This window comes from Halosegnis sp. (assembly GCF_042216475.1).
Lineage (GTDB): Archaea > Halobacteriota > Halobacteria > Halobacteriales > Haloarculaceae > Halosegnis.
In genome coordinates, this window is record NZ_JBDGTV010000001.1 from 43,964 (window position 1) to 58,117 (window position 14,154).

Sequence of the window (14,154 nt, forward strand, 5' to 3'; positions counted from 1 at the left end):
GAAACTATCGGCCATGAGTCGTGACCACCTGCGGCAGGCGGCGACGGCACTGGACCGGGCGGCCGAGAATCTCTCTGACGCGGAGCGAGCGCGCGAACTGGCAGAGACGCTTCGCTCGCTGGCAGAGCGTGAGCGCGGCCCCGATCATGGCCGGTTGGCACGCATCGAGCGGGCGCTTGCGGAACTGGGCGAGGACGTTGATGGCGCGGCCACCGAGGCGATTGCTGAGACGACTGAGCACGTACAGGCGTATCGCGAGACGGTTGAGGGCGTCTAAAGTAGTTCGTCCGCAAGCGTCGGCACGAACGTGCCGATGTCAGTAACCATACCGACAGCCTGTGCGCTTCCGCGGTCAAGCAGCTGGGTGACTGTCGCCGGGTTGATGTCGACACACACCACCCGGGTCGTCGACGGAAGGCAGTTGCCAACGGCGACAGAGTGGAGCAGTGTCGACAGCATCAGCACCATATCGGCCTCGTGGGCCTGTTCGCGGATGGCGTTTTGCGCCTCAACGGCGTCTGTGATTGTATCGGGCAGAGGGCCGTCGTCGCGAATAGAACCCGCAAGCACGTACGGAACATCATTCTCGATGCACTGGTACATCACGCCCGAATCCACCAGTCCGTCCTCAACTGCATCGCGGATAGAGCCCGCACGGATGATCTCCGAGATGGTGTAGATGTGGTGTTTGTGCCCCTTGCGAGCGTGATCTGCCGTTTCCGTGTTGACTCCAAGCGACGTACCGAACAAGTCTCGCTCAATGTCGTGGACTGCGAAGCCGTTGCCCGTTGAGAGTCCGTCGACATATCCGGCCTCAACGAGCGAGGCTAGTGCCTCGCGGGCGCCGCTGTGGATGAGCGCCGGTCCAGCCACCACCAACACGTTGCCATTCTCGCGTTTCGTCTCCTCAAGTGCTTCTGCCACCTGCCGGATGGTCGTTTCAGAGGGCCGCTCGGCAGAGACACCCCCCTGCATGAAGCCGAAGGCACCCTCGCTGTCGCGCGGTCGCTCGGGCGGTTGAACGCGGATACCGCCCGAGTCGGTAACGACGAGGTCGCCCTCCCGCACAGCGTTGAGCACCTTTGTATACGCGCGCGGGCCGCCGGCGGCGTCCGGATCGACCACGACCGCACAATCCATCTCCATATTCTCGACGGGTACCCACTCGCCGCCGTAGCGTATCTGCGTCGGATGGTTGGTCGTCGAGTAGAACCCCTCTGGGACCACTTGGTCGGCGGGTGCGGGCGTAAGTTCGGCGTCATGTGGATCGGCCGGATTCGCACCGTTCTGATGAAGTTCGTGGAGAATCTCGTGGAGCAGCTCCTCGTCATCGGCGCTGACGCGAAGCCGGGCATACGATGTCTCGTCCTTGCGGCGGCCGATGTCGAACTCCTCGACGTCGAAGTCGCCGCCCATGTCCATCACGATGGAGAAAGCCGACTGCATCATCCCCGAGTCGATGATGTGACCCTCCAGTTCGACCACGCGCGAGACTGTCATACTCAAGCCAGGAGGTCCCTGGTCAAGTCGCTTGTTCCTCGCGCTCAACGCGCACCCGGCCTTCGACCTGGTCGGCCAGTCGCTCATAGAAAGCACGAAGCCCCGAGGCTGTCGTTGCTGAGCGTGCATGCAGCTCCACGCGGCCGTCACGCACGGCGACCCGAAACGTATCGTCCGTCTCGTCGTCGTGGACTAGAAAGAGCGGCATCGGTAGGTCAAACCAGTCGCCGTAGCGGTATGGACCCGCCTGTAACACTGCCTCGACGGCCTCGGCGAGTCCCTCCGGGCGGGCCGGCGCCAGCGCGAGCACAGTGCCACCCTCGTAGCACATTCCGCCCCCTCGCGAGTGGGTTCGCTCCGGGTTGTCGACGTCGAAGCTGACGGACGCGGCTGTCGAGTCGGCCTCGTCGCGCAGTTCCCGGGCCGTACTGAACTCCGCCTTCTCGTCGTCGTCCACGGTTCGGCGGCTGTACGCCGCGGTTCCAGTTAAGTCCGGGGGCAGGTCAGATGTCGACCGGACAGCCGTTCACCTCGCCGCCGCGCATCCCGTCGGCCAGCCAGAACACCGATAGCAGGAGGACGACCACCGCGCCCAGCGCAAACTCCAGCCCCTCAAGCGGGAGAAACAGAATCGACCCCGACACGCCCACCAGCGACAGCAGCCCCACGAGCACGGCTGACCCACAGGCGGCGCAGCCGGCCCCGAGCGTCCCCAGCAGGACGCCTGCCGCCCCCGTTCCACCCTTCCGGAGGGAGACGCCGTGCTCGCGGAAGTGATACGTCGCCATCGCGATATCGACGCCGGTGAGCGCTGCGACGACGACGAGCAGGAGCCCCTGCTCGAGAGCGAACGCTGGCCCGAGGAACGGGAACTGGCCGGCGAGCAGCTGCACCCGCGCAGCCGCCGCGAGGTCACCGGTCAGCGCAAACCACACTAGCGGTGCGTTCAGCGAGAAGACGAACGCCGACAACGCGGCCACACTCGCGACGAGCGCCAGCAGCGCGTAGCCGGGCGCCGACAGCACAAGTCGGGCGGTCCGGCCCATCAGCCGCCAGTCACGGACGCGGGTCGGGAGCCGCACCGTCACACCCCCAGCGCGCTTTCGAATACGCTGTACCCTTGTGCGCCCCGCACTGTCGTCCGGAAGACGCCATCCGCGAAGAGGTGGAACTCCGGCGTCTGTCCGATACCGAGTTCTTCACCGGCCGCTACGTCGAGCGCCACCGCGTCGTCGGCCTCCCCCTCCTGTGCGGCTGTCACTACTGCCTCGGCATCCACGTCTGTCTCGCTTGCGAGGAACTCCCTAGACGCGTCGTAGACGTTCTCCGTCGAGAACGTCGACTGTTCGGCGTAATAGTGGTCCTTCAGCGCCCAGAACGCATCAGCGTCCGCAGCGTACGTCGCCTCAAGCACGTGCGTGGCCGGCTCGCCCCACGGGTAGATGATGGGGTAGCCGCGGTAGACAAATGAGGCCCGGCCTGGATCGACGAGCTCGGAGACGATGCGTGGATATGTATTCTCCTCGAATCGACGACACAGCGTACAGGAGGGATCCTCGAAAGCGATAATGAGCGTTTCCGTCGTCTCGCCCAACATTGGCTGGGCGTCGAGGTTTGCACCTGCTGGGTGGGTGCTGACGGGTGTCCCCGACGGTTCGTCGTCGGTACTTCCCCCAGTGTCATCGCTGCTCCCGCCGCCCGACGAGCCGACACAGCCGGCCAGCCCCGCCGCGCCTGCTGCCACCAGAAACCGCCGTCTGTTCATAGCCATCGTTCGCGGTCGCCCGGTATAGGCGTTGTTCGAATTTCCGCCCAACTCGGCGTAGCGAGCCGCACCATTTTGAGGAGCCGGCTATAATCAGCCGCCATGTGCGGGCGTTACAGCATCTTCCTCCCGCCGGACCAGCTCGCTAATCGGTTCGGCGTGACCGTCGACGAGTCGTACACCACCCACTACAACGCCGCGCCGGGTCAGTCGCTGCCTGTCGTCACGAACCACAATCCGGAGCGGGTAACCCACCAGACGTGGGGCCTAGTGCCGGCTTGGGCCGGTGACGATTTCTCCGGGCTGATCAACGCCCGTGCGGAGACGGTTGCGGAGAAGCCTGCGTTCAACGAGGCGTACGAGCGGCGGCGCTGTCTCGTTCTCGCCGACGGGTACTACGAGTGGGATGACGGCCAGCCGTACCGTATCACCCGCGCCGACGAGGCGCCGTTCGCGATGGCCGGTCTCTGGGAGCGACGCCGGCCAGAGACGACACAGACGGGTCTCGACGCCTTCGCCGGCGATGCCAACACGAAAGTCGAGTCGGAACCGGTTGAGACGTTCACCATTGTCACCACGAAGGCAAACGAGTTCCAGTCAGCATACCACGACCGGATGCCGGTCGTGCTCACCTCGGAGACGGAGCGGCGCTGGCTTGAGTCGCCTGACCCGGAGCTGCTCTCGCCGTACGAGGGTGCGCTGAGAGCATACCCGGTATCGACGCGGGTGAACAGCCCCGCAAACGACGATCCGGGCGTCGTAGAGCCGCTCGACGCTGAAGGGTAGCGGGACCGCCAGCCGTTTGTACTCGCAGCACGCGCTCCCCGTATGACGACGAGACACGCGCGTGTCCGGACCGACGAGGGCATCGTCGCTGGCCGCTACGAGGACGGCGTCGTCCAGACAGACGAGGGCAGCGTCAAGGTGGGCGTCGACGCGGAACTGCTGGCACCCTGCGAACCGTCAGCGTTCTACTGTGTGGGTCGCAACTACGGCGAGACAGTCGACCAGATGGGATATGAGGTGCCGGACGAGCCCGACTTCTTCCTCAAGGGGCCGACCTCGCTGCTCGACCCGGACACCGAACTCGCATACCCGTCGTTCACCGAGGAGCTTACCTATGCTGGCGAGCTTGCGGCTGTCATCGACGAGCGGTGTCACGATATCACGGAGTCGGAGGTGGACGACGTCGTTCGAGGATACACGATTATGAACGACCTCGACGCGCTTGACCAGCAGGGCCGCACTGCCCGGAAGGCGTTCGACGGCTCGGCACCGCTCGGACCAGTCGTCGCTGACGTGGAGCCGAGCGCGCTCGACATGCAGGCGCACGTCGGCGGCGAGCTCAGACAGGAGGACAACACTACGAACATGTTCTTTTCCCCCCGAGAGGTAGTGAGCTACCTCTCCGAACGGTTCACGTTCCGACCGGGTGATGTAATCGCGTTCGGGAGCCCGGCCAACCCGGGGCTCGTTGAGCCAGGCGAGACGGTCGCCATTGAGTACGAGGGCATCGGGACGCTCCGGACGACTGTCGTGTAACACGGCAACAACGCTTATCGGCTCGCCCCCGATGGAGTTGGCGTGGACGAGTCTCGCCCGGTCGAAGAGGTACTCGACGCCATCGGCGACGAGCGGGCCCGTGAGGTACTCGCGGCCGTCGCCACAGAGCCGCGACCGGCGAAACAGCTTGCGGATGCGTGTGACATGTCCCTCCCAACCATCTACCGACGGCTCGAGCTGTTGGAGCGGCATGACTTGGTGACCGAGCGGACTGAGGTCTCCGGTGACGGCAACCATTACAATGTCTACGAGTGCAACTTCGAGTCGACCGTGGTGAAGCTCGACGATGACGGCGAATACGAAGTCAGGGTGTACCGTCGAGCTAACGTGCCGGATCGGTTCGAACAGTTATGGGACGAACTCGCGGGTGACCGCGGATGATCCTTGACATCGCCGGCGTCGTGCTCGCGCTGTTTCGGTTGGTCCTGTTCGGCCTGTCGCTTGGGCTGACGGTCATCAGTTACCGAGCTTACCGAAACCGTCGCACGGAGCGGCTAAAATTCGCGTTCGTCGGGTTCGCGTTCATTAGTATGGGCGTCGCCGTCTCGAATCTAAACACCCAGTTGCTGCTCTCCTCGTCAGAGATGAGCCGGACATTCATGTTACTGCAGATTGCTGGGACGGTGCCGTTCTCCGTCGGGTTTGGCGCGATTTATCTCTCGTTATACCGTTAGCGGCGCGCTGAGACGACGAGCAGCGGCCCAACGAACAATAAAGCGACGCCGAGGAAGCGGTACTGGACGGGGGCGAGCGATCCCGGTGTGAGCATAAAGATGAGACCGAACACGACAGTGTTGATTCCGATGACCTTCAGCGACTTCAGCGGGAGTGCGGCCAGCGTCGAGAGGATTAGGAGCGCCAGCAACACCTGCCCCGCGTTATACTGGAGCAAGAAGTTGTCGACGACCTGCAGCGGAACGGCGAGCATCGTTGTCTTGGGGTGACGGCGTACTCGTCTTAACGCTTCGGTTCGCCGTCGAACGACTTACGACACCGGCTCTCGACCTCCCGGTATGGAGTGGCAGCGTGTCCAGAATGAACCGACGCGCGTCGAGTGGGAGCGGGGTGATGGCCACGCCCGCCTGCTCGCCCGTGAGACGGCACGCGGCGAGTGGGTCGTCAGCCTTGACCGACTTGAACAGGCCCCCGAGGGATCGGCCTACCGCCACGAGCGGGTGTCCGACCGTGCGCAGGCGACAGCGCTCGCAGCTGAGTGGCGCGCGGACGGCTGAGCTACCCCCCGCGGCCCCGCTCGTGTGGCGGATACTCTGGCGTCTCGACACCTGCGGCCTCAAAGCCGTCGAGCGCCCGCTCTGTCACGTCGGAGGCAAACGCGAATTCATCACGTAGGTCAGCCACGTATGCCTTCCCGCGCAGCGTCCGGTAATAGGTCTCGTCATCGACCAGCACAGCAACCGGGTGGTCATCGTCAACGAAAACGTAGCGTGAGGTGACGATGGCCTCTTCGAGGATGGTCCGTGCTCGCCCGAGATCTGCCTCTGGGGCGATGTCTACCTCAACGACGACCATCATCTCTGGGCTACCGTCGTTGGCGTTTGCCACGTTCGCAGTGAACAGCGTCCCATTGGGGACGGTGACGGCGGTGTCATCGGGCGTGCGGAGCGTCGTTGATCGGAGCCCGATGCTCACCACCTCGCCGTAGTGGTCGCCGATAGTCACCTTATCTCCAACCCGGTACGGCTGCTCTGTGATGATGACCAGCCCACCGATGACCCCCGCAAATAGGTCTCGTAGCCCGAATCCAAGCGCGGCCGCAAGCAGCCCTGAGATGGCAAGCAGTTGCGTCGAGGAAACGCCTAAGACCGGCACCAGTATGACGTAGCCAGCGACCCCATAGATGAGGAAGCTCACGATTGGAACGAGTATCTTCACCGACAGCCGGCGACGGGGAAGCCGCTCTGCGGCTGCGCTCACGACGGCCCGAACCGCCCGCGCCAGCAGGTAGGCAGCGATAACGACCACAAGCAGGTCGACCAGTAGACCCAGATCAAACCCGAGGTCGACGGCCGGCTGGCTCACAGTATCGGCCTCCGGTCGGCTGCGGCCGTCGCCGTCGGCAACGCCGCTGGCTCGAGCGTGACGAAGGCTCCCTCGTGAACGAGTAGCCCGGCCCGGACCAGACGGCCGACCACACGATCGACGCCCTCGCCGATGACCGCTTCCAGCTCCGAGCGGGCAACCCGCCCTTTAGCGAGCACGAGCCGCAAGCAGAACGCCTCCTCCCGGTCGAGCGTCGGATCAGTTCCGGCGCCGACGACGTCGCTCGGACGCATCTCCTCGCTGCGCGCGCTCGTCCAGATAGCTGTCGCCGCGCCGACGTTTCCCTCGGTGACAGCCGCCAACCGCTCGAACACCACGTCGGCTGGTGCCACCTCGCCGGCCGGCGGCCGCAATGTCGGTACCGGTACCTCCAGCCCGTAGCCGCCGACGCTTATCCGGCGCCGCCGAAACCGCACTCGTCGTTCCCTCGACATCGACTCGTCGGCCGCGAACGACGGTAGGTCACCGTACCGCGAGAGTACCACCTCCGCGATTGCTTCCGCGGCCACCGGGCCGACATCAACTCGGTCAGCAAACGCGCGATCAAGCCCCCTGACGGCCGCGAGGTACGTCCACGCGTAGCGGTTCCAGCCGGTCACCACCGGCCCCTCAGCGGCCGCCAGCCGGTTGAGGAACTCGTCGAGTCGGTCGAAGCCACCGACTGCCCGCCGGTAGAGGTGGTGACAGCCGTCGACCACGACTGGGCCTTCGGCGGGCACCTGGGGAACAGAGGCCCGGTCGGCCGACAGCGACACAGCCTCGACCCCGAGGCGGTCGGCGGCGGCGGCAACCACTGTCTGCCGGCCTGCGAATGGCGCGGCGACAACAGCAAGTGGCCCGGCACGCTCGCCGCTCGTCACCCCGGTGAACGTCTCGTGGTCGTCACCGAGCAGCGTCTCGGGGTCAAGCCCCGCTGTGGCCTCTGTGTCCTCGGCCGAACGCATCGTGTCCGGCGTTCGGCGGTCGCCCGTTTATAACCCCGGACCGAGCCGCCTCACGTCCTGTCGTCGAACTCTTCGAAGTCGGTGATGGCCGCGCGCCACGAATCGGGCAGCGACCGCACCTCGCCAGAGGTGCGGTCGACATACACGAGCGTCGTCTCGCCCGTCGCCGCCCGTTCGCCGTCGGCCCACACCTCATATACCAATGGGACGCTGCTATCGCCGAGATCGGTCGCACGCGCACCGACTGTGACGTGGCCAGCATCCAAGGTGATGGCCTGCTCGAACTCGATTGCGAGGTCCGCGATGACGGCGCCGATCTCCTCCAGCGGTGCGCCGACCACCTCCCGAAAGTACGCTGACCGGGTCTGTTCAAGAAATGTCGCGTAGACGGCGTTGTTGACGTGGTTCATCTGATCCAGGTCACGGAGCCGAAGCGGTATCTCCTCGCGGAAACGGAAGGCGTCGTCCATACGCCAGCCCCCGGCGCCGACGCTCTCGGAGTTTTCGGTTTCTTAGAACGCGTCGGTCGTCCCGGCGACACGGTCGAGGTAGGCTGCCGTCGAGAGGTCACCAGCGGCGTGTGCACGCGCCCACGTCCCTTCTGCATACCACTCCGCAGACAGCGCGTCGGCCGCATCGGCGACAGCCGTCGCGTCGAGTCGGTGGTCACCGGCGGGGACTGTCGCCGCATATGCAACGGCGACGCGCCGGGCTTCCCCGCGGAGGTCAGCCGTATTGCTCGCGGCCGTCAGGTATTCGAGCACCCACGCGTCCTTCGTCTCAGAGAGCGCGCGGACTGCGATATCGCCAGTACGGAGCCGACGGCGAAACTGGGTTGCCGCCGACGGCTCCCCGCATCCGGCTCCGAGAACGAGCGTCCCGACGGCCGCGAGCAGTCGTCGCCGGCCACACCTCACCCGCTCAGTCCATCGTCGAGGTACGCCATCGCACAGTCAGTGCCGCAAAAGGTGCTCTCGAAGCGCATGTGCTCGTGGTGGTGTTCCAGTTGGATGTGCTCCTCGGCGACCCCGACCGATTCCCCACAGCTGGCGCACTCTGGCATTACCTTCTCAAGGGGCCGAGCGGATGAAGTAGGTTCGGGTTGAGCCGGCAGAGCCATACCGAGTGGGCTACTACTGACTCCGAAGGGAGTCCACGTGCACGAAGAGGCCGACCTACACCGGGGAGAGGCAGTGCTGGTCGAGACAGATGGCGAGGGACCGCCAGCCCCGCCCTCAGTCAACGGGACAGAGCGGCTCCACGTCCTCGAATTCACTACCGAAGCCGACGCGGCCGCTCGCCGCGGGCTGTGGGCCGATCGCGATCCTCCGCCGATGTCGCTTGCCCTCGTTGAGATTGGTCCAAGCACGGCCGAGTCGCTTGACGTCCCTGTCGAGTCAGTTGGGCGCCCGACGACCTCACAGGTATCGGTATCGCGCTTAACAGCGCGCTCGACTCATGGGGGCGTGTCGATGACCTGCTCGTCCGGTTCGACTCTGTGTCTGTCCTACTCCAGTACGTCGACACTCGGACAGCGTTCCAATTCTTCCATACGATTACTGGCCGGTTAGCGGGTGTCGACGCCCGCGCCGTCTTCTATGTCGACCCAACGTTCCACGACGAACAGACGCTCGCGACGGTGGCGGCGGCGTTCGACGACCGTCGGACGGGCTAAAGTTCAACTAGCACCTTCACCGCGTCGCGCTCATCCATCGCGCGGTAACCTTCCGGCACTCCTTCGAGATCCACTGTCTTTGTGAACACCGGTGACGGGTCAAGCGTCCCCTGTAGCACGTCGGCCATCAGCTCCTCGATATACGCGCGGACAGGCGCGACGCCCCCCCGAAGAGTGATGTTGTCGCCAAAGAAGGGGAACAGATCGACGCCGGCATCCATCCCGTGTGGAACACCGACGTAGCCGACGGTGGCGCCGGGACGGGCGACGTTGACCGCTGTTTCCATCGCCGACTCCGCGCCTACGCACTCGAGGACGTGGTTGGCGCCGCCGTTCGTCACCTCGCGCACCGCCTCAACGGCCGCCTCGCCGCGGGCGCTCACGAGGTCGGTCGCACCGAATTCCTCCGCGATGGCGAGTCGGTCCTCGTGATGGCCGACGGCGACGATACGCTCGGCGCCCAGCCGGCGGGCCGCGAGAACGCCACACAATCCGACAGCGCCGTCGCCAACGACAGCACACGTCGCCCCCTCGTCGACACCCGCGCTGACTGCGGCGTGGTGGCCCGTGCACAGCACGTCCGTCAGCGGGAGGAGCGAACGCAGTGTCTCCGGGTCGTCGGCGTGACGGTCGGGGACGCGCACGAGCGTCCCGTCGGCCTGCGTACACCGGACGTACTCGCCCTGACCACCACCGTTGTCACCGCCCCACGAGTCGCCGTTTACACAGGAGGTGTGGAGCCCTTTGCGACAGAACTCACACGCTCCACAGGATACGGCGAAGGGTGCCAGCACGCGGTCGCCAGGCTCGACAGAGACGACGTCCTCCCCAACCTCTTCGACGATGCCCATCGGCTCGTGACCAACAGGCGATGGGGCCTCGCGATCACTCTCTCCCCGGTAGAACCAAAGGTCGGAGCCGCAGATGGCGGTGTGGGTGACGCGGACGATGGCGTGGTCCGGTCCCTCAATCTCTGGCTTCGGTACTTCCTCAACGCGGATATCGCCCGGACCGTGGTATCGAGCGGCGCGCATATCCCCACTCGCTGCGGCGGGCGCAAAAACCCCCGGCGTCCGGCAACGACAATGGTTTGAGGTGGGGAGCCGACGGCGCGCGTATGCAACCCAACTTCGTGGCCGCGCCCGAGCCAGCGCTGCGGTTCCCTGTCGGCCTGCTTGGTGCTGTGCTCGCCACGCTCGTCATGGATCGCGTGATGGCGCGGCTTCCGGAGGGAGAGACTCCTCCACAGGTCGCGAGCGGCGTCCTTACCGGCGCCCACCCCGACGACGCACCCCAACGGTTGGCGACTGTCGTCCATTACCTCGCCGGCGGACTCACCGGCCCGCTATTCGTCTGGCTGCTATACGCCGGGGAGTTCCTTGTCGGCGGACCTACACCTGTGACGACGCTAAGCGTCGGCGTCGTCCTGCTCGTGTTGATGATCGGCTTCTTCGTCGGTGTCGTCCTGCCGCGCTCGCGGCTCCGGAGCACCCGGCGTGCGCCGGTCGCCCGGGACTGGACGCTGTCGGCGCTCGCATACCTGTTCGTGCTCGTCCCTGTCGTCCACCTCGGGACCGCGCTGCTATAGTCAGGGCCCCTCGCCTGCCTCGTCTGCATCCCACGACGCGAGGACGCGGTCTGCCTCATGGAATTGCTCGCCATCGTGAGCGGTCACGACGGCATAGGCATTCTCAGTCGGGACGCCCCAGTGAGTCGCAACCGCCTCGAAGGCCGCCTCAACGAACGCCCGCTGTTGGTCGAATGAGCGGCCCCGCCGCACGTCCGCGTCCAGCAGCACGGCGTCCTCGTCGGGGGTGAGTCGGCCCAGTGCCAGCCCACCGTTCGGATGCGTGTGGATGACTACGGCCACGTGGCCGGTCCCCGTCTCCATGTGGTCGGCGTACAGCTCGGTCAGCCGGTCGGTAACGGCCCGCTTGTCGGCTGGACCGAGCCGGCAGGTCGTCTCGAGCGTGAGCAGCGGCACACGCGTCTCTATACGAACGAGAATATAACGGTTATGCCGGTCACTCGGCGGCGGTTACGCCAGTTATCTCGAAGCGTGCCCCGCCAGACTCGCTCGCCGTAACTGAGACCGACCAGCTATGAGCCTCGGCGATCTCTTCAACGATGGCCAGCCCGAATCCCGTCCCCTTGTCGCCGGTGGAGTAGCCTCGCTCGAACACCCGCTCGCGCTCGTCGGGCGGTATTCCGGGTCCGTCGTCGGCGAGTAGAAGCCGTCCGGTAGATCACCAACGACGATGCGAGCGCCTCCGTCTGAGTGGCCGTGTTCGGCGCAGTTGTGCAGCAGGTTCTCCAGTAGACCGTCGAGCCGGCCGGGGTCCGCGAGCACCCGCTGATCCGTCTCAACGGAGAGGGTCGCGTCCTCGCCGGCGACGGTTCGCCAAGCTCGCTCCGTCGCTGCCGCGAGCCCGACCGGTTCTGTTTCGCCTACCTGCTGGCCGTTGCGCGCCAGCGTAAGCAAGTCGTCGATGAGTGCGTCCATCCGGTCGAGCGCGTGGGCCACCTCTCCGAGGTGAGGGCTCTCACAGTCTTCGCGTGCCAGTTCCAGTCGGCCTGCTGCGACGTTGAGCGGGTTTCGCAGATCGTGGCTGACGACGCTAGTGAACGCTTCTAACCGCTCGTTGCGCCGTTCGAGTTCCCGCTCGCGTTCCAGCTGATCGGCGACATCTCGGACCACGCCGACGGAGCCGACCACCTCGTCGCCGTCATACAGCAACGATATTTGCGATTCGACAGGCAGCTCCGTACCGTCTGCGGCGGTGAGCGTCCAGGTAAACGCGGCCGTCGCCCGCTTGTTCCCCTCGTGCAGCTCCTCAAGAACGGCCGTACTCGTCTTAACATCGTCGCGGTCTGCGAGCAGGGTGACGTGGGCGTCGAGCAGTTCGTCGCGGCTGTAGCCCGTGAGGTCCTCGGCGGCGTCATTGACGAACTGAAAGTGGCCGTCGTTGTCAAGGATATACACCATGTCACCGATGGCGTTCGTCATGGTCTCGTACTGCTCAAGCTCGCGTTCCCGAGCTTTCCGCGCGGAGATATCGCGGACAACCCCCGCCACGCCGCGGTACTCACCGCCCTCGAGAGGAAGCAGTGCAAGCCCGTCCTCGCAGGGTACCCGCTCGCCGTCGGCCCGGACGACAGTCACTTCTTGCGTTGTCTGTGTCGTGTCTGTCTCCCCCGAGAGGAACATTCGGATGTTATCGAGCGCCTGCTCGTAGGAGTCGTCGCTAAGTACCGACGAGGCGTGGGTACCGACGAGCTCCGCTTGGTCGTAACCGGTGAGGTCGGCGAACGCCTCGTTCACCAGCGTGTACTGGCCCTCAGCGTCGGCGACGTAGATGCCATCGCCGGATGCTTCAACGATGGTCTCGTACTGCTCAAGGCTCCGCTCGTAGGCGATACGGTCCAGCTCTCGGATGGCGTGGGCGACGAGCAGTTCGGCCAGTTCGCGGTCGTTGTCGTCGAACGCCCCGGTCGACTCCGAGACGGTTTGGAAGACGCCATGCTCACCAATTGGGATGGACAGCGCCGATCGGTATGGGCCCTGTGGATTCGCAGCCGTCGCCTCGGCGACATCGTCGATGCGATAGGACTCGCCTGTCTGGTATGTTTTGCCTGCCATCCCCTCGTCGACCGCCATCCCGGCTGCGCCTCCCTCGGGCAGTTCTTCGGAGGTTGCAACGACATCGAGCCAACCATCCGACTCAAGATTGGTGACGCACATATCGAACTCAAGGATGTTCTCGGCGGCCGCGACGATTCGGCGACACACTGCCTCCTCAGTGTCGTAACTGGGGAGCTCGGTGGCGACGGCGTGCAGCTCCTCAAGCGCCTGCTCGCGGCGCTTCCGAGCGGTGACATCCCGCGCGAAGCCAGCCCCCCGGGCTACTCCGCCGTCTTCGCGTATTGGTTCGCCTTGCACCCACACCCACCGACCGTACGACTCACTGGCGTTGACGCGGAATTCGATATCAATCGAGCGGCCCTCCGAGAGTGCCTCCATCGCCGCCCGCACTCGCTCGCGGTCGTCGGGATGGACGCCGTCAAGAAAGGCAGTCGGCTCCGCCCGTAGTTCCTCGGCCGACTCTCCCCAGATGGTTTCGTAGGCGTCGTTCATGAAGAGCAACTCTGACCAGTCGGCGGAGAACATCCACAAGATGTCGTTGCTGTTGCGTGCTAGTTCGGTCAGCCGCCGCTCTGTCCGGGCGGCAGCCCGCTCGGCACGTGATCCCTCAACGGCGTTGCGGATGCGGTTCGCCAGTACCGCGTATTGGCCGGTACCAGTCCCCTTCTGGAGGTAGTCGGTCACGCCCGCAGAAATCGCCTCACTGGCCACCTCCTCGCTCCCCTTTCCTGTGAGCAGCATAAAAGGGATGTCCGGGTCGAGTTCGCGGACGGACTCGAGGAAATCGATGCCGTCCCGTGGCGGGATGTCGTAGTCGCTTACAATACAATCAACCGGCTCCTCGCGAAACCGTTCGAGCCCCTCGTCGACGGTGGTAGCTGTCGTGACTGCGAGCCCCTCGTCCTCGCGTTGGAGGTGTGCCGCCGTCAACTCCGCGAAGTCGGCCTCGTCCTCGACGTGAAGGACGGTAATACTCCCTGCTGGCGCGCCCATTGGTCGGTTC

At 65.2% G+C, this 14,154-nt stretch carries 21 protein-coding genes and 1 pseudogene; 8 read left to right on the forward strand and 14 right to left on the reverse strand.

The genetic code is table 11. The features are described 5' to 3' along the window. Positions 1-13: 13 nt before the first annotated feature. Positions 14-277, forward strand: coding sequence for a hypothetical protein (locus tag ABEJ63_RS00270; protein WP_375794332.1), 264 nt, complete (start codon positions 14-16; stop codon positions 275-277). Here ABEJ63_RS00270 and ABEJ63_RS00275 read toward each other — a convergent pair. The 4 genes from ABEJ63_RS00275 to ABEJ63_RS00290 all read right to left on the reverse strand — a co-directional run bounded on the left by ABEJ63_RS00275 (position 274) and on the right by ABEJ63_RS00290 (position 3,265). After that, positions 274-1,500, reverse strand: coding sequence for a TIGR00300 family protein (locus tag ABEJ63_RS00275; protein WP_375794333.1), 1,227 nt, complete (start codon positions 1,498-1,500; stop codon positions 274-276). The genes ABEJ63_RS00270 and ABEJ63_RS00275 overlap by 4 nt on opposite strands. A gap of 22 nt (positions 1,501-1,522) precedes the next feature. Continuing rightward, positions 1,523-1,915, reverse strand: coding sequence for a hypothetical protein (locus ABEJ63_RS00280; RefSeq protein WP_375794404.1), 393 nt, complete (start codon positions 1,913-1,915; stop codon positions 1,523-1,525). An 88-nt stretch (positions 1,916-2,003) separates the two neighbouring features. Beyond that, on the reverse strand, positions 2,004-2,546 hold the full coding sequence (locus ABEJ63_RS00285; protein WP_375794405.1) for a hypothetical protein: 543 nt from the start codon (positions 2,544-2,546) through the stop codon (positions 2,004-2,006). 38 nt (positions 2,547-2,584) lie between these two features. Continuing rightward, a complete protein-coding gene (locus ABEJ63_RS00290; RefSeq protein ID WP_375794334.1) occupies positions 2,585-3,265 on the reverse strand; it encodes a DsbA family protein in 681 nt (226 codons plus the stop codon). A gap of 102 nt (positions 3,266-3,367) precedes the next feature. On the opposite strand from ABEJ63_RS00290, the gene ABEJ63_RS00295 reads away from it, so the two are divergent. Genes ABEJ63_RS00295 through ABEJ63_RS00310 form a run of 4 tightly spaced genes read left to right on the forward strand, consistent with a single transcriptional unit; the run spans position 3,368 to position 5,502 of the window. Then, on the forward strand, positions 3,368-4,051 hold the full coding sequence (locus tag ABEJ63_RS00295) for an SOS response-associated peptidase (protein ID WP_375794335.1): 684 nt from the start codon (positions 3,368-3,370) through the stop codon (positions 4,049-4,051). 42 nt (positions 4,052-4,093) lie between these two features. Next, positions 4,094-4,807, forward strand: a complete 714-nt coding sequence (locus ABEJ63_RS00300) for a fumarylacetoacetate hydrolase family protein (protein ID WP_375794336.1) — start codon at positions 4,094-4,096, stop codon at positions 4,805-4,807. A 42-nt stretch (positions 4,808-4,849) separates the two neighbouring features. Next, the gene (locus ABEJ63_RS00305) at positions 4,850-5,209 is read left to right on the forward strand and encodes an ArsR/SmtB family transcription factor (protein WP_375794337.1); all 360 of its coding nucleotides are present in this window, start codon (positions 4,850-4,852) and stop codon (positions 5,207-5,209) included. Then, positions 5,206-5,502 carry a hypothetical protein gene (locus ABEJ63_RS00310; protein WP_375794338.1) on the forward strand — a complete coding sequence of 99 codons (297 nt, stop codon included), beginning with the start codon at positions 5,206-5,208 and terminating at the stop codon, positions 5,500-5,502. Before ABEJ63_RS00305 ends, ABEJ63_RS00310 begins: the two co-directional genes overlap by 4 nt. Here the strand turns inward: ABEJ63_RS00310 and ABEJ63_RS00315 are convergent. Continuing rightward, positions 5,499-5,756 (reverse strand): hypothetical protein, encoded by a 258-nt coding sequence (locus ABEJ63_RS00315; RefSeq protein WP_375794339.1) that lies wholly within the window; start codon positions 5,754-5,756, stop codon positions 5,499-5,501. The genes ABEJ63_RS00310 and ABEJ63_RS00315 overlap by 4 nt on opposite strands. An 85-nt stretch (positions 5,757-5,841) precedes the next feature. On the opposite strand from ABEJ63_RS00315, the gene ABEJ63_RS00320 reads away from it, so the two are divergent. Next, entirely contained in the window at positions 5,842-6,060 is a 219-nt protein-coding gene (locus tag ABEJ63_RS00320; RefSeq protein ID WP_375794340.1) for a hypothetical protein, read from the forward strand. A 1-nt stretch (position 6,061) separates the two neighbouring features. On the opposite strand, the gene ABEJ63_RS00325 is transcribed toward ABEJ63_RS00320, so the two are convergent. The 5 genes from ABEJ63_RS00325 to ABEJ63_RS00345 are packed head-to-tail and all read right to left on the reverse strand — an operon-like array spanning position 6,062 to position 8,896. Next, positions 6,062-6,868: a mechanosensitive ion channel family protein gene (locus ABEJ63_RS00325; protein ID WP_375794341.1), complete on the reverse strand. Its 807-nt coding sequence runs from the start codon at positions 6,866-6,868 to the stop codon at positions 6,062-6,064. After that, positions 6,865-7,833, reverse strand: a complete 969-nt coding sequence (locus ABEJ63_RS00330) for a hypothetical protein (RefSeq protein WP_375794342.1) — start codon at positions 7,831-7,833, stop codon at positions 6,865-6,867. The genes ABEJ63_RS00325 and ABEJ63_RS00330 overlap by 4 nt, the downstream gene beginning before the upstream one ends. 50 nt (positions 7,834-7,883) lie before the next feature. Then, positions 7,884-8,303, reverse strand: coding sequence for an acyl-CoA thioesterase (locus ABEJ63_RS00335; RefSeq protein WP_375794343.1), 420 nt, complete (start codon positions 8,301-8,303; stop codon positions 7,884-7,886). A 42-nt stretch (positions 8,304-8,345) separates the two neighbouring features. Further along, positions 8,346-8,750, reverse strand: coding sequence for a hypothetical protein (locus ABEJ63_RS00340; RefSeq protein ID WP_375794344.1), 405 nt, complete (start codon positions 8,748-8,750; stop codon positions 8,346-8,348). Beyond that, complete coding sequence (locus tag ABEJ63_RS00345) at positions 8,747-8,896, reverse strand: hypothetical protein (RefSeq protein ID WP_375794345.1); 150 nt, start codon at positions 8,894-8,896, stop codon at positions 8,747-8,749. Before ABEJ63_RS00345 ends, ABEJ63_RS00340 begins: the two co-directional genes overlap by 4 nt. A gap of 435 nt (positions 8,897-9,331) precedes the next feature. Between ABEJ63_RS00345 and ABEJ63_RS00350 the strand changes: the two genes are divergently transcribed. Further along, complete coding sequence (locus ABEJ63_RS00350) at positions 9,332-9,508, forward strand: hypothetical protein (protein ID WP_375794346.1); 177 nt, start codon at positions 9,332-9,334, stop codon at positions 9,506-9,508. Here ABEJ63_RS00350 and ABEJ63_RS00355 read toward each other — a convergent pair. Beyond that, on the reverse strand, positions 9,505-10,542 hold the full coding sequence (locus tag ABEJ63_RS00355; RefSeq protein WP_375794347.1) for a zinc-dependent alcohol dehydrogenase family protein: 1,038 nt from the start codon (positions 10,540-10,542) through the stop codon (positions 9,505-9,507). The two genes, ABEJ63_RS00350 and ABEJ63_RS00355, sit on opposite strands and share 4 nt — an antisense overlap. Positions 10,543-10,625: 83 nt before the next feature. Between ABEJ63_RS00355 and ABEJ63_RS00360 the strand changes: the two genes are divergently transcribed. Further along, positions 10,626-11,096 carry a hypothetical protein gene (locus ABEJ63_RS00360; RefSeq protein ID WP_375794348.1) on the forward strand — a complete coding sequence of 157 codons (471 nt, stop codon included), beginning with the start codon at positions 10,626-10,628 and terminating at the stop codon, positions 11,094-11,096. Here ABEJ63_RS00360 and ABEJ63_RS00365 read toward each other — a convergent pair whose 3' ends face one another. From ABEJ63_RS00365 to ABEJ63_RS00375, 3 genes and pseudogenes are all read right to left on the reverse strand, one after another. Continuing rightward, positions 11,097-11,492, reverse strand: coding sequence for a tautomerase (locus ABEJ63_RS00365; protein WP_375794349.1), 396 nt, complete (start codon positions 11,490-11,492; stop codon positions 11,097-11,099). A gap of 40 nt (positions 11,493-11,532) precedes the next feature. After that, positions 11,533-11,691 carry an ATP-binding protein gene (locus ABEJ63_RS00370; protein WP_375794350.1) on the reverse strand — a complete coding sequence of 53 codons (159 nt, stop codon included), beginning with the start codon at positions 11,689-11,691 and terminating at the stop codon, positions 11,533-11,535. A 284-nt stretch (positions 11,692-11,975) separates the two neighbouring features. Continuing rightward, a pseudogene (locus tag ABEJ63_RS00375) lies at positions 11,976-14,144 on the reverse strand (PAS domain S-box protein); the annotation flags it as partial. Between the last annotated feature and the right edge of the window lie 10 nt (positions 14,145-14,154).